Below are 20,737 nucleotides of genomic sequence, written 5' to 3'. Positions count from 1 at the left end.
ACCTGGTTGGCACTGCATCCTGACCCTAGAGATTGGTGTTTAGCAAAATCTCGATGCGAATATGTTCTTGTTGGCTGTGCGTGGTGCTTTTGTCCGAAATTGCTTTCAGTTTGCGAACGGCACTGCGAACCATATGCCCTGCGTTTTGAGCGATGACACAATCGAGCCGCCCGTCATGCAAAGCCGCCTCGGTGAAGGGGGTTCGTTCATGACCGACGGTCACCACATCTTTGATCCTGGGCAGCGTCGACAGCACGGTCACTGGGATCTTGGCCTCTGAGGACATAATGTAGATGCCCACGAGGTCCTGATCGTTGCTGACCACATTTGTTATGATTTCCTCGGCGCGTTCTTCGTCCCCATAGGTTTCGAGCGAGGGCAGGGCGGTCAGATTCGGGAAGCTCTTGCCCAGTTCCGCGTCAAATCCAAGGCGGCGTTCCAGGCTGTCGCGCGACTGCATGCTTTCCGCGATGACCATGATCGACCCGCTGTCGGATTTGCTAAACCGGCCCAGTAGAGCGGCCGCCGTCGCCCCGGCTGCGCGGTTGTCGATGCCGACCCAGTCGGTATCCATCGTGGTCTGATCGGAAATGAAAGGGATTGCGGCCACACCCCGTTCCTGAAGGCGAAAGATGGCGTCCCGCACTTGCGGAGATTCCGGGGCCATGATGGCAACGCCGCTTGTCTCGTCCGGGGAAAGCGAGGCCAGAAAGGCAGCGATGCTGTGAGGGTCGTTTTCGTCAATATGTTCAACGTCACATCGGACTTGATCAAGTGCGAATGCCTCTTCTGCGTCCCGGATATGGCGAACGATCTCTTCGAGAAACTCTTCGCCGGAGCGGGGCAGGGCAAAGACGAACCGGTAGCGTTTCGATTTGGCGAGGTTCGCCGCCTGAATGTTGCGAACAAAGCCCAGCTCTTTGATGGCGGCGTTCACCTTGTCGACCGTCTTTTGCTTGACGCCCTCGCGACCATTTAGGACGCGATCAACTGTGGCGCGGCTGACGCCGGCTGCTTTGGCCAGATCTTTTGTCGTTGGACGCATCATAAAATGATCACCAGAGAGCTGCGTTGATTTCAATTTAATATCAGACCTTTGCGATGACGAAAACCGATGACTTTCCCGGAGGCGTTACGACCTTTTAGCACAAAATGAGGCACGTGCATCAAAAATATCTTGATTTGATGCACGTGCCTCAAATAGGAATGAGGGGCATCGAGTCGGAGCGAGGAGGCTTGGCTCGAAACTTCAGGGAGGAGATTTCCGAATGAAAAATACACATCTCACTTCAGTCGCAGTGGGTGCGATTATGGCATCTGGTGTTGCCAGCACGGCTCTGGCGGATGGGCATGCGACCGAACTCACGCTTTGTTGGGCCGCATGGGATCCGGCAAATGCCCTGGTTGAGCTGTCAAAAGATTTTGAGGCCATGTCCGGTCACAAGATGAATTTTGAATTCGTGCCCTGGACCAGCTTTGCGGATCGTATGCTGAACGAGTTGAATTCTGGCGGTCAGCTCTGTGATCTCATGATCGGCGACAGCCAGTGGATTGGTGGCGGGGCTGAGAATGGTCACTATGTCAAGCTGAACGATTTCTTTGACGCCAATGGCATCGATATGGGCGATTTCATCCCGGCAACCGTGACGGGCTATGCCGAATGGCCAAAGAACACGCCGAATTACTATGCGCTTCCGGCCTTTGGCGATGTGGTTGGCTGGACCTACCGCAAAGATTGGTTTGAACGCCCCGAGCTTCAGGAAGAGTTCAAATCCACCTATGGTTACGACCTGGGCGTGCCGGAAACGCTGCAGCAGCTGACAGATATTGCGCAGTTTTTTCAGGGGCGTGATATTGACGGTACCACGGTTTACGGGGCCGCAATCTATACCGAACGTGGTTCCGAAGGGATCACCATGGGGGTGACCAATTGGCTTTATAACCATGGGTTCCTCTACGAAAATCCAGACAAACCTTATGATCTTGACGGCTTCGTAAACTCGGCAGATGCCGCTGCGGGGCTGGAAGCCTATAAGGCGCTTTATGATACGGCCACGCCTCCGGGGTCATCGAACTGGTATATGGGCGAAAACATCGACGCCTATCGCTCTGGCCAGGTCGCCATGCAGATGAATTTTGCCTTCATCTGGCCGGGTGTCGAAGCGGATGAAAAGGTTGGTGGCGGCAAGTCCGGGTACTTTCCGAACCCTGCTGGCCCGTCTGGTCAGTTCGCACAACTCGGCGGGCAGGGCATTTCGGTCGTTGCCTATTCTGAAAAGCAGGATGCGGCCCTGGAATATATTCAGTGGTTTGCGCAGCCTGAAATTCAGTCCCGTTGGTGGGAACTCGGCGGGTATTCTGCCCTGAGCGCGGTTGTCGAAGACCCCAGCTTTGTCCAGAGCCAGCCCTATGCGCAGACCTTTCTCGACAGCATGGCAATCGTCAAGGATTTCTGGGCGGAACCGGCCTATGCCGACCTTCTGATCCCGATGCAAGAGCGTATCCACAACTACGTCATTGCCGGCGAAGGCACGGCGCAAGAGGCGCTGGATGGCCTGGTTCGCGATTGGACCGAAGTCTTTGAGGACGAAGGCAAGCTCTAACCATAACCTCCCTGTCGGACGCATGTGGATGCCCCATGCGCCGGACGTCCCAGCCGATCAAACGGTCGGCTGGGGCCATATCTAAATTGGGCACAAGTTGCGGGTTGTCGTCTTTGGGCACCTGCACAAAAGGAACAGCGATGACCGCATCACCCATACAAAAGATGGCTGAAAAAACGCCACCGGGGATGGCACGTAATATCAAAGGGCTTTCGGACCGAACGATTGCCTGGATTTTCGTGGCCCCGACAATTTTCCTGCTCTTGGCCGTCAATATCTTTCCGTTGATTTGGACGATCCGCCTGAGTTTCACGAACTATCGGGTGAACCGCCCCAACAAAGATGTTGATTGGGTCGGGCTGCGAAACTACGAGCGCATCCTGAATGATCCAGACATCTGGAACACGATGCAAGCAACGGCGCATTTCCTTCTTTGGACCATTGCGCTGCAGGTGCTGATCGGATTTGCGCTGGCTTACCTGATCAACAAGAAATTCAAGGGCAACGATCTTTGGACGACGATCATCGTCTTTCCGATGATGCTGTCCCCGGCTGTTGTCGGTAATTTCTGGACCTTTCTTTATCAGCCGCAGATTGGCCTGTTTAACTACGTCATCGCGTTTTTCACGGGCGCTGATCCGGCCAGTTTCTCGATGATCGGCGATGTGCATCTGGCCCCCTGGGCGATCATCATCGCGGATACCTGGATGTGGACACCTTTTGTGATGCTGATCTGTCTCGCTGGTTTGCGATCCATTCCAGACAGCATCTATGAGGCGGCGGAATGCGACCGGGCCAGCAAGTGGCGGCAGTTCTGGACCATCACGATCCCCATGGCACTGCCCTTTCTGATGTTGGCCGTTTTGTTCCGTGGGATCGAGAATTTCAAGATGTTCGATCTTGTCGTGCAGCTCACCGGGGGGGGACCCGGCAACACCACGACACTGACCTCGATCGACCTCAAGCGTGAGGCGTTTGAGAAATGGCGCACCGGGTACTCCTCTGCTTACGCCGTCATCCTCTTTGTCACCGTCTTCGGCCTTGCGTCGATCTATGTCAAAGCGCTGAACAAGGTAAAAGAAAGATGAGCTTTTCCGTCACCGAACCGACCAAGGGCACCAAGTGGTTTGCTGGAGTTCTGGTCGTCGCCTATGCGGTCATCACACTTATCCCGCTGCTGTGGATCATCGCCACAGGGTTCAAGTCACCCGCCGATTCCATCGCTTATCCACCCGTGGTGGTGTTTGAGCCGACGCTCGAAGGGTATGTGAACCTCTTTACCGACCGCACACGTGCAACCGAGGATATGCTGGAGGCCGCGGGCCCGCCGCAAACCTGGTACGAAGAAATCGCGCGGGAGCGGGGCACAGTCATCTCTGGTCCGTCCCGCTATGGCGAACGTTTTCTCAATTCGGTCATCATCGGCTTTGGGTCTACGGCGCTGTGCATGATCCTTGGGACCGCCGCCGCCTATGCGTTCAGCCGGTTTCGGGTGCCACTGAAGGACGATCTGCTCTTTTTCATTCTCTCCACCCGGATGATGCCGCCTATTGCGGTCGCGATCCCGATCTTTCTGATGTTCCGCAACTTGGGCCTGAACGACACCCATCTTGGCATGATCCTGCTTTATACGGCGGTGAACCTGTCGCTATCGGTCTGGTTGCTCAAAGGGTTCATCGACGAGATTCCGATGGAATACGAAGAAGCCGCCCTGATCGACGGATACACCCGGTTTCAGGCTTTCTACAAAGTCGTGCTGCCTCAGGCTGCAACAGGCATCGCGTCTACTGCAATTTTCTGTCTGATCTTTGCTTGGAATGAATATGCCTTTGCGGTCTTGCTAACCTCGGGCGAGGCGCAGACCGCACCGCCCTTCATCCCGAATATCATCGGCGTGAACGGTAAGGATTGGCCGGCTGTGGCCGCGGGTGCCACGATCTTCCTTGTCCCCGTGATGGTGTTCACCGTGCTTCTGCGCAAGCACCTGTTGCGCGGCATTACCTTCGGAGCGGTTCGCAAATGACAAACTTTATCAATGGCCTGCTACGGCTTCGCCGTGGTCCGTGGGAAATGGTGGCTTCGATCCTTATCGCTTTGGGTGTGATCATGTTGATGCAGCCCATCGCCATCGGGCTCTACACCTACTCGTTTATCGTAACCCTGATCGGCACGGTGATGTTCATCATCGTCAGCCACTTTCCAGAATAGGAGGCGCACAATGGCACAAATTCGCATTGAAAACGTGCGCAAGGAATTCGGGGCCTTTACGGCTGTGCAATCCTCAACCTTCACGATTGAGGACGGAGAATTCTTTATGCTGCTGGGGCCGTCGGGCTGCGGCAAGACGACAACGCTGCGGATGATGGCGGGGCTTGAACTGCCAACATCGGGCGAAATCTATATCGACGGCGAAGAGGTGGGGCAAAAACCCGCCAGCCAGCGCGATATCGCCTTTGTTTTTCAGATGTTCGCCCTCTACCCGCATATGAATGTGGGCAAGAATATCAGCTATCCGCTGCTGAGCCAGGGGATGCCAAAACCAGAGGTCAAAAAGAAGGTCGGTGAGATCGCTGAGATCCTTGGCATCACCGACATTCTGAACAAACCAGTTGGTGGTCTGTCGGGCGGTGATCGGCAACGGGTCGCTTTGGGCCGCGCCATTGTCCGCGATCCCAAGGCGTTTTTCATGGACGAGCCGCTTGGCGCGCTCGACGCTGAATTCCGCGAACATATGTCCGAAGAATTGCGGGCGCTGCATGATCGGATGAACGCCACCACGGTTTATGTCACCCATGATCAGCTTGAGGCCATGCAAATGGGTGACAAGATTGTGGTGATGAACCACGGTGTCGTCGAGCAATTCGGCGTTCCGCAGGACATCTATGACTGGCCTGCCACCAAGTTCGTTGCGCAGTTTATTGGCTCTCCGCCGATGAATTTCCTAGATTTCCAAGGGATGGTCGGCACCGGCCAGAGCGAGCTGCGGATGAACGATGTGGCCATCGAAATGCCCGAGATGCGCGAAGGCCGTGACGGTGCACTGACCTTTGGTATTCGTCCCGAACATGTGCGCCTGGACGATGCGGCCCCTTATCGTGGCCGCGTGATTGCCACCGAATATCTGGGCACGACGCAAATTGTGACCCTGGACACTGCAAATGGAGAGGTGAAGGCAAGGCTTTCGTCAGCTGATGCTGTGAAAGTTGGCGACCAAACTGGTTTGCGCTTTGATCCGCGCACGATCACCCTTTTTGATGCAGAAAATGGGAAAGCGCTGAAAAGCGCCGCGAATATGGAGGTGTTGTCGCATGGCTGAGGTGGTTCTAAACGGCGTGTCCAAAGCGTTTGGTGATGAAACTGCCTTGGACAATGTGAACATGACGGTGCCGGACGGGTCCTTTGTCGTTTTGCTTGGGCCGACCGGTGCGGGCAAGACCACGACTTTGCGCATGGTGTCGGGGCTTGACAAGCCCGATGCCGGGCATGTGAGCATCGGCGGGCGCGATATGGCTGGGCTCACACCTGCGCAGCGCGATGTCGCCATGGTGTTTCAGCAATATTCGCTCTATCCGCATTTGACGGTTCGGCAAAACCTTGAGTTTCCGCTGAAATCCCCGATCCTGCGCACCCGGCAATCGGTGATTGACCAGAAGGTAGGCGAGGTGGCCGAGATTCTACAGATCAGCCATAAACTGGGCAACAAGGCCACGGCCTTGTCAGGTGGTGAAATGCAGCGGGTGTCGATTGGGCGGGCCTTGGTTCGCAACCCGTCAGTCTACCTGATGGACGAACCGCTCAGCTCTTTGGATGCCAAGTTGCGATCAGATCTTCGGATCGAGTTGAAAAACATCCAGGCAAATTCCGGCGCGACGCTGCTTTATGTGACCCATGACCAGATCGAAGCCATGACCATAGCCACCCATGTGGGGGTGCTGGACAATGGCAGGCTGGTGCAATTTGGAACTCCGCGCGAGATCTATGAAAACCCGGTCAGCGTTTATGCCGCCAGCCGTCTGGGGCAGCCGCGCATCAACGTGGTGCCCGCTGATTTGTTTGGAGGTGCGCCGCAAGCGGCGGAAACCATCGGTCTGCGTCCAGAACATATCGTGCAGGGCGAGGGAGAGGACAGCATGGTCAAACGCGTGGAACATCTGGGTGATCAGACGCGATTGCATCTGGCTTTCAAAAACCACGACCTGATCACGGTTACGGATGCACATACGGAGCTTAGCGAGGGCGATATTGTCAAAATCCGCCCCGAGAAACCTTATTACTTTGACGCCTCTGGCGCGCGCGTGGCCTGAGGGAGGGCAGCATGGAACATTTTATCAACGCCAAGGAAGACATGGTCACACAGGCAATCGACGGAACGATTGCTGCAGCCGGGGGCAAGCTGACGCGGCTTGACGGGTATCCGCATATTCGCGTTGTCGTGCGCTCTGATTGGGACAAATCCAAGGTCGCGCTGGTCTCTGGCGGCGGCTCGGGACACGAACCTGCCCATGCGGGTTTCGTGGGCGAAGGCATGTTGACCGCGGCGGTCTGCGGCGATGTCTTTGCCTCACCTTCCGTTGACGCCGTTTTGGCGGGCATTCTGGCGGTGACTGGTCCGGCGGGCTGTCTGTTGATTGTCAAGAATTACACCGGTGACCGCCTGAACTTTGGCCTTGCGGCCGAACGTGCGCGGGCCTTTGGTCACAAGGTTTCCATGGTGATTGTCGACGATGATGTCGCCTTGCCCGACCTGCCGCAGGCGCGCGGGGTTGCGGGCACCCTTTTTGTCCATAAGATCGCCGGTGCCATGGCGGAAAACGGATCTAACCTCGAGGCCTGCACCCTAGCCGCCGAACGTGTGATCAAAGCGACCCGCAGCATCGGCATGTCTTTGGACACCTGCACCGTTCCCGGCTCGCTCAAGGAACAGCGTATCCCGCAGGGCATGGCGGAACTGGGATTGGGAATCCACGGCGAGGCCGGTGTGGAGCAGGTCGCCTCGCGCGGGGCGCGGGATGCGATTGCGCTGATATCCGAGAAACTGGCGGCGGGAATGCCGCAAACGCCCCATGTCGCGCTGATCAACAATCTGGGCGGGGCCTCGTTTCTTGAAATGCTGATCCTGACGGAGACCTTATTGGCCTCTGAGATCGGGCAGAATATCAGGCATGTGATCGGCCCCGACGCGATGATGACAGCGCTGGATATGCACGGTTTTTCGGTATCGCTGTTGGAACTGTCCAATGGCGACGAAGAGCTGCTGGCCCAGGCCGTTGGTGCCCCGGCCTGGCCCGGTTGCAACACCGTTCATGTGCCCGAGGTTCTGCCATTGCCGGATGGGCTATCCCCCATTCGCGCGCCTGCATCCCAACATGAACCGACCAAGGCGTTTCTGACAGCCTGCTGCAATGTGCTGATCGCCTCCGAAGCGGATCTGAATTTGCTTGATGCGAAGTCAGGGGATGGCGACACGGGCTCGACTTTGGCCACTGCTGCGCGCGCCTTGATCGAAGCGATGGACACCCTGCCGCTGGCGGATCACACACAGCTTTATCGCGCGATCGGGCTGGAGTTGAGCCAAACCATGGGCGGATCATCAGGCGTTTTGCTGGCCATCTTTTTCGCAGCGGCAGGAGACGCTTCGTCGTCTGGTTTACCGATGAAAGATGCCCTCAAGATGGGGCTGGAGCGGATGCGGCAGATCGGCGGGGCCAATCCCGGTGATCGCACAATGGTTGACGCGCTGTTGCCTGCTCTTGAGGAGTTGGGAACAAGCGTTGCGGCGGCTGCGGCGGCAGCCCGCAAAGGGGCGGATTACACGGCGAGCCTGACATCAGCAAAGGCCGGGCGCGCAAGCTATATCAATGCCGAGCAGTTGGATGGTCATATTGATCCCGGCGCCGAAGCGGTGGCCCGCCTGTTCGAACATCTCGCAAGCTGATCCGATGGAACAGGAAACACTTCACGCCTATCTCGACCGCGAGGTAGGCGACGCAAGTCTGCATGATCTTCTCGACCGGATTGCCAGCGCCTGCTGGTCCATTTCGTCACTGGTTCGTCGCTCTGCTTTACACAGCAATCCGGATGAGGTGGGTTCAGCCAATCGACAGGGTGACCTGCAAAACCCGCACGAGTTGTTGGCAGACGATGTGTTTGCGCGAGGCTGTGCGGCTCATGCTGGCGTCGCAATGCTGATCTCTGAGGAAGTCGACGAGGTCATAACGTTGAAAGATCCCCAAACCGGCGATTTTGTTGTGGCCTATGATCCTTTGAATGGCGCTTACAATCTTGATGTTGGTCTTCCGGTTGGATCCATTTTCGCTGTGTACAAAGTGTCAAAGGATTGCGGAAAGACCGCTCTGCCCTCAGGGCGGCAGCTGGTTTGCGCCGGCTATGCGATCTATGGCCCGTCGACCATGTTGGTGCTGACAATTGGAAACCGTGTCCAAGGGTTCAGCCTTGATCCCGAAACGGACACGTTCATTTTGACCCATCCCGATGTGACGGTTCCGCAGAACGCAGTAGAATTTGTAATCACCCTGTCGCCCCGGCGGGCACCCATCCAAAACCTTGTTATGCGCTGGACAGCTTCAATAGTGGCTGAGGTTCACAGTCTCCTGTTATGCGGGGCGATCTTTCCCTGTCGTGTCGAGGATGAAAACCCGTCGCACAGGGGAAGTCTCCGCCTATTTTTCGAAGCCTATCCTATGGCCATGATCCTTGAAGCGGCAGGTGGCAAAGTAACAAACGGTCGAACCCCGATCCTTGACCTCATGCCCTTGGAGGCTCATCAACGCTCATTCGTCCTGTTGGGCTAAGGCTACGAGATTGACTGTATGGTCCAGGCCTTTACAGCTTTGGAACAGGTTCCGTCTGACTTCGAGTGCTTTGACGCAAGTAAAGACTTAAGCCAACTTTCCTCAAAGGACATGGTCTGATGAGATGCCATGTGGTCAAACATGGCATCCATACCTGTTCTGGATCCAGCCGTTATGCCCTCATGGCTGCGGGCAACCGTAACCGCCGCCGCCGGGTGTTTTCATGACAAAGCTGTCCCCGGGTGCCAAATCGGTCTGGTCGTTGCCTTGCAGGGTTTCAATTGCGCCATTCGCTCGATGAACCGAGTTTTCCCCGGTTGCGCCCGGAACACCGCCCTGCGCCCCCTGTGGCGGAACGACCCTGTGAGAGGTCAAGGTCGTGACCGTCATGGCCTCGTTAAAGGTCAATCGGCGGATGATGCCATTGCCTCCGCGAAACTCTCCGCTCCCACCAGAGCCTTGCCGGATTGAGAATTCATCAACTCGGACGGGAAACCGGGTTTCAAGAACCTCTGGATCCGTCATGCGCGTATTGGTCATGTGACTGTGCACCGCGCTGGTTCCATGGAATCCATCGCCCGCACCTGTACCGCCGCAAATGGTTTCATAGTTTTGGTATACGTCATTGCCATATACGAAATTGTTCATCGTGCCTTGGCTACCTGCGATGACACCAAGAGCGCCATAAAGCGCGTCTGCAATCGACTGGCTGACCTCGGTATTGCCCGAGATCACAGCCGCAGGGGATTTGGGATTGATCATCGAGCCTTCGGGGACGATCAATTCCAGAGGTTTGAGGCAGCCTTCGTTCATGGGAATGTCACGCCCGACAAGCGTTCTGAAGACATAGAGCACCACGGCCCGGCAGATCGCCATTGGCGCATTGTAGTTCAAGGCGCTTTGCGGGGATGTGCCGGTGAAATCAATCGTCGCCGAGCGGTTTTCCCGGTCGACCTGGATGTCCACTTCGATCTTGGAACCGTCATCCATCGGGTAGCTGAAACGGCCATCCTTCAGCACGTCCAGCACACGTCGGACGCTTTCTTCGGCATTGTCCTGAACATGGCCCATATATGCGTGCACGGCGTTGATCCCGAACTGTTTGGTGATTTTCTGAAGTTCGGAAACGCCTGTTGCATTGGCTGCGATTTGGGCGGCCAGATCAGCCATGTTCTGATCGACATTGCGGCAAGGATAGGTTCCGGACGCAAGCAGGGCGCGGGTTTCGGTGTCGCGCAACGTGCCGCGATCCACGAGTAGGAAGTTGTCTATGACAACGCCTTCTTCCACGATCACGCGGCTGTCCGGAGGGGCTGAGCCCGGTGTTTTGCCACCGATATCTGCATGATGCCCACGCGACGCCACTGTGTAGATGATCCTGTCCCCGTCAGGATCAAAGACCGGCGTGATCACCGTGACATCGGGCAAATGCGTGCCGCCATTATAGGGGTTGTTCATCATGAACACATCGCCCGGGCGGATGCTGCCGGCATTTTCGCGCAGGATCGTGCGGACACTTTCCGACATTGAACCCAGATGCACCGGCACATGCGGCGCATTGGCGACCAGATCGCCATGCTGGTCAAAGATCGCGCAAGAGAAATCGAACCGCTCTTTGATGTTCACCGAATAGGCCGTGTTGGCCAAAGTGGCCCCCATCTGCTCGGCAATGGACATGAAGAGGTTATTGAAGACCTCAAGCATCACAGGATCCACCAAGGTGCCGATCGCTTCGGCCCGTGTGATGGGAACGACGCGTTCGAGCACAAGGTTTCCCCCCTTGGCGCAGGTCGCGCGCCACCCAGGTTCAATGACATTGGTTCCGGTGGGTTCCGTCAGGATTGCGGGGCCATCGACGGAGTCACCCACCGCCAAACTGGCGCGGTTGACCAAGGGCACATTCTGCCACTCTTTCTCAAAGCACACAGAAACGGATGTCTGATCAAGTGTTGTCTCATGCGGGTCTGGAAGGCTGACTTGTTCGCCTGTGCGGCCAATGGCTTCGACCACCAGCACATCAATGATGAGGTCACTGGTGTCGGGCGCAAACCCGAACCGCTGCTGATGAGCCTGCACAAAATCCGCTTCCATGTCAGAGGGCGTGCCAAAGGCAACCTCCAGGCTTTGCTGCGCATCGCGTGGGCGAATTTGCACCCTTTCGGCCAGATCAATCTCAGCCGGATCAATCCCCTGAGCGATCACTTCGTCGCGCGCGTTTTGAGCCATCGTGTCGAGAGCTTGGCGCGCACCATTATCGCTGAGGGGCTTTTCAAACTGCTGTTCGCGCATGGCTGTTACGTCGGCCAGACCCATGCCAAAGGCCGAAAGGACACCGGCAAACGGGTGGATAAAGATGCGTTCCATGCCTAGGGCATCGGCGACAAGGCAGGCGTGCTGACCTCCCGCACCGCCAAAGCAGTTCATCGTGTAGGTGGTCACGTCGTAACCACGTTGCACGCTGATCTTTTTGATCGCGTTGGCCATGTTTTCGACAGCGATCCTCAGGAATCCTTCGGCCAGGTCTTCGGGGGATTTGCCGTCGCCGATTTCTTTGGCCAGTTCCTCGAATTTCCGGCGCACGACAGCGCGGTCAAGCGGTTGGTCCGCATTCGGGCCAAAGACATGCGGGAAATGGTCGGGGTTCAGCTTGCCCAACAGAACGTTGCAATCTGTCACCGTCAGCGGGCCGCCCCTGCGATAGGCGGCAGGGCCTGGATTGGCACCCGCGCTTTCGGGGCCAACCTGCATACGACCATCGCGGTAAGACAGAATAGACCCGCCACCGGCTGCGACGGTGTGAATGGACATCATCGGTGCCCGCATCCGCACACCAGCCACTTCGGTTTCAAAGGAGCGTTCGAAGTCTCCGGCATAGTGGCAAACATCCGTTGACGTGCCGCCCATGTCGAACCCGATGAGTTTCTCATAACCCAGTTCACCGGCCGAGCGCACCATTCCAACCACGCCGCCAGCCGGGCCAGAGAGGATTGCATCGCGACCGTGGAACAGCCGTGCATCCGTCAAGCCGCCGTTTGATTGCATGAACATGAGCCGCTCACAGCCACCGGAATCTGCGCCCAAAGCATTGGCAACCTGATGGACATAGCGGCGCAAAATCGGAGAGAGATAGGCATCGACCACGGCGGTGTCGCCGCGCCCGACAAGCTTGATCAGCGGGCTGACCTCATGGCTGAGTGATATCTGAGTGAACCCGCATTGCTGCGCCATTTCGCCAAGGCACCGTTCGTGATCGGAAAACCGATAACTGTGCATGAGCGCGATGGCGATGGATCGATAGCCCTGGTTGTGGGCCTGCGTTAACGCTTCGCGCGCCTTTGCCATGTTCAAGGGGGTGATGACATTGCCCTTTGCATCCAGACGTTCGTCGACTTCGACCACATCGTCATAAAGCAACTCGGGCAGTTCGATATTGAGGTCGAAAAGCTTGGGCCGGTTCTGATACCCGATCCGCAAGAGGTCTTTCATGCCTTTTGTAATAAACAAAACCGTCCGCTCGCCCTTGCGTTCCAACAGGGCGTTTGTGGCAACGGTTGTGCCCATCTTTACGGCGTCGATCATGCCGCTTGGGACGGGTGCATCTGGTGCGAGGTCGAGCAATTCCCGAATGCCATGCACGGCGGCGTCTTGGTAGACTTCGGGGTTTTCCGACAACAGCTTGTGCGTTTTCAGTGAACCTGTAGGGGTCTTTGCCACGATGTCGGTGAAGGTTCCACCACGGTCTACCCAAAATTGCCACATGGGACATGTCTCCTTGGTTTGCAGCCCGGTGGCTGCATTATTTTGTTAAGTGTGATTGGGTCCTGACCCTAGGCGTCAATTAAGCGCGGAGGGCAGCCAAAGTGCGATGTCAGGGAAGGCGATCAGGGCAAAGGCCATGGCAAGCATGGTCAAGCAATAGGGCAGGGCTCCGAGCATGACCTCGTTCAGATTGCCGGATTTTCGCGCGCCCTGCACGACATAGAGGTTCAGGCCGACCGGTGGGGTGATCAGCGCCATCTCGATGAGGACGATCATCAGGATACCAAACCAGATCACGTCATAGCCCTGAGCCAAGACCATTGGCACGATGATCGGAATGGTCACCACCATCAGTGACAGGGTTTCAATGAAAAAACCCAGAACGATATAGATCAACACCACCACCATAATGAAGCCGATGGGTGAGAGGCCAAGACCTTCGAGGAAGGCCGTCAGTTCGCGTCCCAGACCTGCAGAGGACAGGGTAAAGTTCAGAAAGGATGCGCCGATAATGATCAACATGATCATTGAGGTGACCTTGATCGTGCCCAAAAGGCTTTCGCGCATCATCGTCCAGCTGACCCCGCCAAAGGCCAATGCGATCAGGAGTGCGCCCGCCACACCAACGGCAGCGGCCTCGGTTGGTGTCGCCCAGCCGCGATAGATCGAGCCAACGATGAGCGCGAACAGGATCAGGATCGGGATAAGATCAATGAGCGCGCGGGCCATTTGGAGCAAAGGAAACACCCGACGATGGCCGCCAAGTTCAGGCCAGATGGTGCAAAGAATGGCGGTGACGGCCAGAAAGGCGAGCGCCAAGCCAAGACCGGGTATCAGCCCGGCAAGGAAAAGCTGCGGGATCGAAGATTGCGTCAGAAACCCGTAAACGATCAGGTTGATCGAAGGCGGGATCATAATGCCCAAAGTGCCTCCGGCGGCGATGGCACCGGAGAACAGCTTTGGATCATAGCCGAGCTTTTCAGCTTGCGGCATGGCAACGGTCGCAACCGTGGCGGCCGTTGCAACCGATGACCCGGACGTGGCAGAAAACATGGTCGCGGTCGCGACATTGGCGTGCACAAGGCCACCGGGCAGCCAGCTGACCCAACTATCCAGCGCCGCATAGGTGCGCGTCGCAACGCCGGAACGGACAAGTACTTCGCCCAGGAGGACAAAAAACGGGATGGCAATCAGTGTTGCGGAGCTGGATGAGGACCAGACCATATTGCCAAGCGCACGGCTGAGCGGGAAGTTGGTATAGAATTGATCAACCCCAAACCCCAGCAGAAAAAGGACGATCCCTACGGGAATGGAGAGGGCAAGCAGCGCCAGAAGGCCTGCGGAAACATAGGTGATCATTTCAGGCTGTCCTGTTCGGCAAATGCGCCAATGAAGGTTTCGGTTTTCGACGCTTGGCCGCGCAACATCAGGCTGATCGCTGCGAGTGTGACCAGGCTGGCCATGGTTGCGAACCAGATCCAGCCAGCGAACCAAGGGATTTGCACCCAAGCCAACGGTGTGGCCAAGGGGGTGTTGGCGCGGCTGCCATTTTCAACCGCGCGCGCGACAACAGGCCAGCATTTGACCGCGATCGTTGCGATTACGCCCGTCATGACAATCATCGAGAAAACATCAAACAGCGCGCGCAGCATACCTTGGGTGCGCGCGCGCAGCAGGTCGATGCGGATATGGCCAAGCTCTAAAAGAGCATAGGCCATTCCCCATGAGCTGACCAAAGCCATTGCATAGCCAGCCAACTCTTCCGTTCCGCCAAAGGAGGCATGGATCTGGCGCAGAGCGATATCGGCAACGACGAAAGTCGCCATTCCAAGAAGCCCAATTCCCACGATCAACGCAACGATGCGATTGAGCTTTCTAAGCTTATTGATCAACGCCAGTTCCATAATACGTCCCTTGTCCCTGTGTGATTATTTGATTGTAACGCCGACAACCTGGCCGACGCTGTCATTCCAGCGAGCCGCCCAGTCGCCGCCTGCGCGCTCTGCCCAATCAGGAAGAACGTCTCCGACCAGAATGCCGCGGGCGGTTTCGAAATCGGCATCGGAGATATCTACCAATACCATGTCACGCGCATCGCCCGATGCGCATTCGCCGTTTCCGGTCAGACAGGCGATGTCATTCACCAGAGCGTCCTGCGCGCTGGCCCATGCTGGTTCTTCGAAGCCGGATGAAATCTGGTCGCGGACCAGGTTTTGTTTGTCTGGGCTCAGCGCGTTCCAGCGATCAGCATTCATGGCCGTGACAACATGATCCCACCCGCCAAGCGGAATGGGCAGCAGGTGTGTAGAAACTTCCCACCACCCCGCGGAATAGCCCGAGCCGGCACCGGTGACGGCGCAATCGACAACACCATTCTGAAGCGCGCCGGGAACCTCTGAGAAGGAGACATTCACGCCTTCAGCGCCGAGGGCTTCGAGAAATAGCGCCGTCATCCGGCCAGAAGCGCGGACCTTCAGACCGGCCAGATCAGAAAAGCTGTTGATTTCAGCGTTGCAGAACACGACTTGCGGTGGATAGGGGGCGATTGCCAGAACTTCGGCGTTGAAACGCGCACGATAGATGTCAGCCACCATCGGGCGGGCTGCATCAACCATCGCGCGGGCCTCATCCGCGGTGAGTGCCAGTAGAGGCACATCAAGGCCTTCGAGTTCGGGCGCGTCCCCGACCGCATAGTCGGCCACGGTCATCGCAACATCATAAACGCCCTGACCAAGCAGCGGATAGATTTCAGAGAGGCCAAGGCCCATCTGGTTATGGGTTGTCAGCTCAACCTTAAAGTCGCCAGCGCCGGGCAGCGTTTCGGACCAGAACGGAGCTTCGTAAGCCTTGTGCAAAGGCAGGCTTGACCAGCTTCCGACCACAGACAGGTCTTCGGCGAATGCTGGCGCGACAAAGGTTGTCGTTGCCGCGAGTAAAGACAAGGTACGTTTCATATTTCTCTCCTAGTTGGTGTTGTTTTGGTAAATTGTTGTTTCTGCGTCTTCGGCGACATCCGTGATCAGCATGTGGCCGGGCGCATGCGTGATGCAGAGCGGGAGCCGCGCAGCGCGAAGAACGTTTTGCGGCGTCACTCCGCAGGCCCAGAAAACGGGGATTTCACCGGGTTGGAAGTCGACAGGATCGCCGTAATCCGGGGTGTTGAGATCGCTGATGCCAATATCCAAGGGGTTGCCAATAGCGATTGGTCCGCCATGAGCCTGAGGGTAGCGTGCGCTGATACGCTTAGCGTCCTCGATCTGCTCTTTGAGCAGCGGTCGCATGGTCACAACCATCTGACCGCCAAAGGGGCCAGCCGGGACAAGATCGATATTGGTTCGAAACATTGGCACATTCCGGCCCATTTCGATGTGGCGCACCGGTATTCCCGCCCGCATCAACGCGTTTTCAAAGGTAAAGGAACAGCCAAGGGCAACCGTCACGAGGTCATCTGTCCAATAGTCAGAGATCTCGGTCGTTTCGGTCGACAGGCGCCCGTCATTGAAGACGCGGTATCGCGGCACATCCGTGCGGATATCAATGTCGCGCCCCAGCGTTGTCAGCATCGGATTGCCCGTATCGCTGACACCGACAACGGGGCAGGGTTTGGGGTTTCGCTGACAAAAACGGAGAAAGTCCAGTGCAAAGGCCTCGGGGAGTATGGCGAGGTTGCACTGGAGCTTTCCCGGAGCAAGCCCAGCGGTATGGGCCGCGTGTTGGCCTGCTCTTATCCGCTTACGGATGTCGTCACCGGAAAGATGTGAGAGATCGTTTTCTCTGGCTTGCTGCACCGACATGCTGCCTCCTGTGGAAGTGTCATTGAAACTTCACACAGGGTGCGCATTCATTCAAATTATCATTTTTTATCTACATTGATAAAAAATTTGAAATCAACTGGGGTGCGCATTATGCCAGTTCACGGCAACGTCCCGCGCAATTTCTGCGCTGTTTTCAACGAGAAAGCTTCTGGGTTCCGCCAGGTAGGAGGCCGTGAACTCCAAAGGTGGCGGAACGAAGCCTGGATCGAATTCTTCGACCTCGTTCGCCTCTAAGTGGCGCGCAGCCAAAACGCGAGGGTAGGGGCCAACGGCGATTCCCGACGCGATCATTTTCAGGCTGGCTGACAGGGACGCGGATGAGAACACGCGGGATTTTGGACCGACACGCCGCGACAATTCCGAGGTGAGTTCGCGGTAGGGGCGGGTCTTGCTGGAATAGGAAATGATCGGAATCTCGGCCAGATCGACATCTTTGATCTGTTTCGACTTGTACCAATGCAGATCGAACTGAGGCAACGCGAGGTTTTTGACGGAATACTCGGATATCGGTCCCATCAAAAACGCGAGATCCAGGCGGCGTTCCAAGATTGCGGCACGTAAGTTCAAGGAAATATCCACTGTTAGGTCAACATTGACCCTTGGAAACTGCGTGCTGAAAGCTTCGATGAACCGCGGCAGCCAGGCTTGGGCAATGGTCTCCGAGGCACCGAGGCGAAACAGGCCTTCGGTTTCGGCGGGGTTGGCGACGCGGTTTTTGATCTCTTCTTCGACAAACAACATTTGTTCGGCATATCCGAGTAATTGCTGACCTTGCTTTGTCAGAACGAGGTCGCCGGGACCCCGTTCAAACAGCTTTGCCTGTAATTCGTCCTCGAGATTGGAGATGCGTGTTGAGACGGCGGGCTGGGACAAATGCAGCCGCTCAGAGGCTTTGCGGAAACCACCCAATCGGGCCACCCAAAGAAATGTGCGAAGTTGTTCAAAGGTCATGCCTATAGAGAACACTTATCGGAACATGGGTCAAACCATCAGGTTTTTTGCGCTGCCAAGCTTTGTTCACCCCAGTTCCAAACTGGTCACAGCAAAGAATTCTGCTGAGCTGGGTAAGAATGGGCCTTTGTACATGCGTGCGGTCTTGAAACCGGGTTGCAGGCCGAGCTGCTGGCACAGCGCCGTCAGTCCAGTCGCACTTTCCGGTACATCCAGCGTGATGGGACCATCAAACAGGGACGCGGCATGCGCAATCAGCCGCTGCGCGATGGATGCATTACTGGCGATGAGCGGCCCGATCTTGGACCCGAGACTGCATTTGCGCACGGTGCAGAACCCCTCCAACCCGTACTGTGAGCGGTATGTAATCGTGGTTCTGTCGGGCGAATTCTGAAACCACGCCCGCAGGTATTGTTGTTTTTCAACGCCCGAAGCTGCGGCCTCTGACGTGATCAAATCTGGGACGTCATGATCGCTGGCCAGCGAGATTTCAGCGGAGCGCGCGGCAGGGATTTGACCGGTGAAACGGGTTGTGCCCCCGGCATAGTCAAATCCGGAGGCCGCATAATTGCCTTGCTGTGCCTCCACGCCGTCCAGACCAACCGTGCGCCGACCCGCATGCCCTATTGCATGTTGCCAAAGGCCATAACCGGTCCCCATGCCGCGCGAGACAGGACGGACAATATATAGCCCGAGAAAGGCAAAATCCGCAGTATGGTTTACAACAGAAATCGCCGCGAGGGGTTCGTTTTTGTCGTTTGTCGCAACAAAGAAACCATTCGGGTCAGCCTGAAAAAACGCGGCGGCATCATCGATACCGGGGTTCCAACCTTCTTTCGCGGCCCAACCCAAAATTGTCGACACTTCTGACAAAGAGGCATTTCTGAATTTGGTCATTGGCGCAAGGCATCCCTGAGTGATGTGAACCCTCCGTCCCGTTCCTGTAGATCCAATTGCGAATAGATGTCCAAGAGATGGCTTTTCATGAACTCCTCAGCGGAATCCGCGTCACGCTCGCCAATCGCAGTTATGAGGTCGTGATGCGCATTGCTTTCGCAAAGGGCGTTCCGGCGGCGCCAATAGAGCGCAATCACCAGTGAGGACCGCGAGATAAGCTGGCGCAAGAACTGTTCGAGTGTTTCCTGGTCCGCGATTTCGGCAATCTTGAGATGAAAATCCCCGGATAACTTCAGCGCCAGCCCGGCCTCTCCCTGATCCAGTGCTGCGTGCTCACGTTTGATATGTTTCTCAAGCTCCTGAATGTCTTCAGATTTTGACCGCTCGGCGGCCATGCGTGCGATGCTGGGTTCGATCAGGGAACGCGCCTGAAACACCTCGCGAGCTTCTTTGAGAGAAGGTTTGGCGACAAAGGCCCCGCGGTTCTTTTGGATGGTAAGCAGGCCTTCGAATTCCAAGGACCGCAGCGCCTGGCGCACCAAGGTGCGGCTTACGCCAAAGATATCGCAGATCTCGTCCTCGCGCAGTTTCGCACCGGGCTGTAACCGATGTTCATGAATGGCTTCGGTCAGTTGTTTGGCGATTTCGTCGGCAGCCGACATCTTTGATTCGGTCATGATAGGCATTCAAATACTCCTGCATGACCTATGGGCCAAAGCGCGGTTTTTCTCAATATCTCACACAAAGGTGTGCTGGATCGTATACAATCACTGATTAAATCTTGGACAATGTGAGTGCGAATGTCTTCGATTTAGGCGCTTGTCCCTTTTGGTCCGAGAGCTCGCGCGGTTTCGGCTAGGGAAATCGTAAAAAAGTCGGTCAGCCTGAGATCAACTTCTCGGGGGTGACATGAGTCAAAAACTGGACTTGGAATTTATCAACCTGACAAAACGCTATGGAGCAACCGTGGCGGTTGATGCGATCAGCTATCATTTTGCCACGGGTACCTATGCGTGTTTGCTGGGTCCTTCTGGCTGCGGAAAGTCCTCGACCTTGCGGATGATTGCAGGCCACGAAACAGTGTCCGAAGGGGCCGTCACGCTGGGCGGTCGCGACATCTCGCATTTGCCACCGGCGAAACGCGGCACGGCTATGATGTTTCAAAACTATGCGCTTTTCCCGCATTTGAGCGTGTTGGATAACGTTGCCTTTAGTCTGAAAATGCAAGGGGTTGAGACCGAAAAGCGTCATAAGCGCGCCGGAGAGATGCTGGAATTGGTCGATATGTCGGCCTTGTCAAATCGCCTGCCAGCGCAGCTTTCTGGTGGGCAGCAGCAACGGGCGGCGCTGGCCCGCGCCTTGATCACTAAACCCGACGTGCTGCTTTTGGACGAACCGCTTTCGGCATTGGATCCGTTTTTGCGTATCCGAATGCGGGCCGAATTGAAAAAGCTGCAACGCGAGCTTGGCATCACCTTTATCCATGTCACCCACGGGCAGGATGAGGCCTTGGCGCTGGCTGACGAAATTGTCGTGATGAACAACGCCAAGATTGAACAGGCAGGGCAAACGCGGTCGGTCTTTGACGCCCCAAAGACGGCCTTTGTTGCGCGCTTTTTGGGCTCTCATAATGTGGTGAAAATGCCCGAGGGAATGGTCGCCATTCGCTCTGACGCGCTTACGCTGGATACCGGGGAATCCGCCAAGCTGCCGGGAACAATCACAAATATCGAATATCAAGGAACCCATGTCGCCGTGACGGCCATGGTTCCGGGCGACCAAGAGGTCACAGCCCTTTTGTCTGATCACGAGTTTTTCGACAGTCCAAAGGAAATAGGCGAGGCGATTGGTCTCGGCTGGGAGGCCAGGGCGGCACAAGCCTTGGCACAATAACTGAACG

Annotated in this window: 18 protein-coding genes; 9 read left to right on the top strand and 9 right to left on the bottom strand. The window is 56.4% G+C overall.

Annotated elements, in window-relative coordinates:
* Positions 1–25 precede the first annotated feature (25 nt).
* The gene (locus CLV87_RS01260) at positions 26–1,048 is read right to left on the bottom strand and encodes a LacI family DNA-binding transcriptional regulator (protein ID WP_235871804.1); all 1,023 of its coding nucleotides are present in this window, start codon (positions 1,046–1,048) and stop codon (positions 26–28) included.
* 220 nt (positions 1,049–1,268) lie between these two features.
* Here CLV87_RS01260 and CLV87_RS01255 point away from each other — a divergent pair, with 220 nt between their 5' ends.
* The 8 genes from CLV87_RS01255 (at position 1,269) to CLV87_RS01220 (ending at position 9,415) form a co-directional block, all read left to right on the top strand.
* Positions 1,269–2,603, top strand: a complete 1,335-nt coding sequence (locus CLV87_RS01255) for an ABC transporter substrate-binding protein (protein ID WP_099244070.1) — start codon at positions 1,269–1,271, stop codon at positions 2,601–2,603.
* 140 nt (positions 2,604–2,743) lie between these two features.
* On the top strand, positions 2,744–3,691 hold the full coding sequence (locus tag CLV87_RS01250) for a carbohydrate ABC transporter permease (RefSeq protein ID WP_099244072.1): 948 nt from the start codon (positions 2,744–2,746) through the stop codon (positions 3,689–3,691).
* Positions 3,688–4,626: a carbohydrate ABC transporter permease gene (locus CLV87_RS01245; RefSeq protein WP_099244074.1), complete on the top strand. Its 939-nt coding sequence runs from the start codon at positions 3,688–3,690 to the stop codon at positions 4,624–4,626. Before CLV87_RS01250 ends, CLV87_RS01245 begins: the two co-directional genes overlap by 4 nt.
* On the top strand, positions 4,623–4,811 hold the full coding sequence (locus CLV87_RS01240; protein ID WP_099244076.1) for a hypothetical protein: 189 nt from the start codon (positions 4,623–4,625) through the stop codon (positions 4,809–4,811). The genes CLV87_RS01245 and CLV87_RS01240 overlap by 4 nt, the downstream gene beginning before the upstream one ends.
* 10 nt (positions 4,812–4,821) lie before the next feature.
* Positions 4,822–5,919 (top strand): ABC transporter ATP-binding protein, encoded by a 1,098-nt coding sequence (locus tag CLV87_RS01235; RefSeq protein ID WP_099244078.1) that lies wholly within the window; start codon positions 4,822–4,824, stop codon positions 5,917–5,919.
* A complete protein-coding gene (locus tag CLV87_RS01230) occupies positions 5,912–6,907 on the top strand; it encodes an ABC transporter ATP-binding protein (RefSeq protein WP_099244080.1) in 996 nt (331 codons plus the stop codon). The genes CLV87_RS01235 and CLV87_RS01230 overlap by 8 nt, the downstream gene beginning before the upstream one ends.
* An 11-nt stretch (positions 6,908–6,918) precedes the next feature.
* Positions 6,919–8,538: a dihydroxyacetone kinase subunit DhaK gene (locus CLV87_RS01225; RefSeq protein ID WP_099244082.1), complete on the top strand. Its 1,620-nt coding sequence runs from the start codon at positions 6,919–6,921 to the stop codon at positions 8,536–8,538.
* A gap of 4 nt (positions 8,539–8,542) precedes the next feature.
* Positions 8,543–9,415: a fructose-1,6-bisphosphatase gene (locus tag CLV87_RS01220; protein ID WP_166652640.1), complete on the top strand. Its 873-nt coding sequence runs from the start codon at positions 8,543–8,545 to the stop codon at positions 9,413–9,415.
* 180 nt (positions 9,416–9,595) lie between these two features.
* Here CLV87_RS01220 and CLV87_RS01215 read toward each other — a convergent pair whose 3' ends face one another.
* From CLV87_RS01215 to CLV87_RS01180, 8 genes are all read right to left on the bottom strand, one after another.
* Positions 9,596–13,174: a hydantoinase B/oxoprolinase family protein gene (locus CLV87_RS01215; RefSeq protein WP_099244086.1), complete on the bottom strand. Its 3,579-nt coding sequence runs from the start codon at positions 13,172–13,174 to the stop codon at positions 9,596–9,598.
* Between the two features lie 75 nt (positions 13,175–13,249).
* Positions 13,250–14,533, bottom strand: a complete 1,284-nt coding sequence (locus CLV87_RS01210; RefSeq protein WP_099244088.1) for a TRAP transporter large permease — start codon at positions 14,531–14,533, stop codon at positions 13,250–13,252.
* Positions 14,530–15,078: a TRAP transporter small permease subunit gene (locus tag CLV87_RS01205; protein WP_099244090.1), complete on the bottom strand. Its 549-nt coding sequence runs from the start codon at positions 15,076–15,078 to the stop codon at positions 14,530–14,532. Before CLV87_RS01205 ends, CLV87_RS01210 begins: the two co-directional genes overlap by 4 nt.
* Before the next feature lie 24 nt (positions 15,079–15,102).
* Entirely contained in the window at positions 15,103–16,128 is a 1,026-nt protein-coding gene (locus tag CLV87_RS01200; RefSeq protein ID WP_099244092.1) for a TRAP transporter substrate-binding protein, read from the bottom strand.
* 9 nt (positions 16,129–16,137) lie between these two features.
* A complete protein-coding gene (locus CLV87_RS01195; RefSeq protein ID WP_099244094.1) occupies positions 16,138–16,968 on the bottom strand; it encodes a putative hydro-lyase in 831 nt (276 codons plus the stop codon).
* Positions 16,969–17,061: 93 nt separating this feature from the next.
* The gene (locus tag CLV87_RS01190; protein ID WP_099244096.1) at positions 17,062–17,940 is read right to left on the bottom strand and encodes a LysR family transcriptional regulator; all 879 of its coding nucleotides are present in this window, start codon (positions 17,938–17,940) and stop codon (positions 17,062–17,064) included.
* Positions 17,941–18,006: 66 nt separating this feature from the next.
* The gene (locus CLV87_RS01185; protein WP_099244098.1) at positions 18,007–18,837 is read right to left on the bottom strand and encodes a GNAT family N-acetyltransferase; all 831 of its coding nucleotides are present in this window, start codon (positions 18,835–18,837) and stop codon (positions 18,007–18,009) included.
* The gene (locus tag CLV87_RS01180; protein WP_370739622.1) at positions 18,834–19,523 is read right to left on the bottom strand and encodes a GntR family transcriptional regulator; all 690 of its coding nucleotides are present in this window, start codon (positions 19,521–19,523) and stop codon (positions 18,834–18,836) included. Before CLV87_RS01180 ends, CLV87_RS01185 begins: the two co-directional genes overlap by 4 nt.
* 223 nt (positions 19,524–19,746) lie before the next feature.
* Here CLV87_RS01180 and CLV87_RS01175 point away from each other — a divergent pair, with 223 nt between their 5' ends.
* On the top strand, positions 19,747–20,730 hold the full coding sequence (locus CLV87_RS01175) for an ABC transporter ATP-binding protein (RefSeq protein ID WP_099244099.1): 984 nt from the start codon (positions 19,747–19,749) through the stop codon (positions 20,728–20,730).
* Positions 20,731–20,737: the final 7 nt, after the last annotated feature.

It is taken from the genome of Pelagimonas phthalicica, from assembly GCF_004364805.1.
Taxonomy (GTDB): Bacteria; Pseudomonadota; Alphaproteobacteria; order Rhodobacterales; family Rhodobacteraceae; genus Pelagimonas; species Pelagimonas phthalicica.
This window is presented reverse-complemented; position numbering and strand designations above follow the sequence as displayed.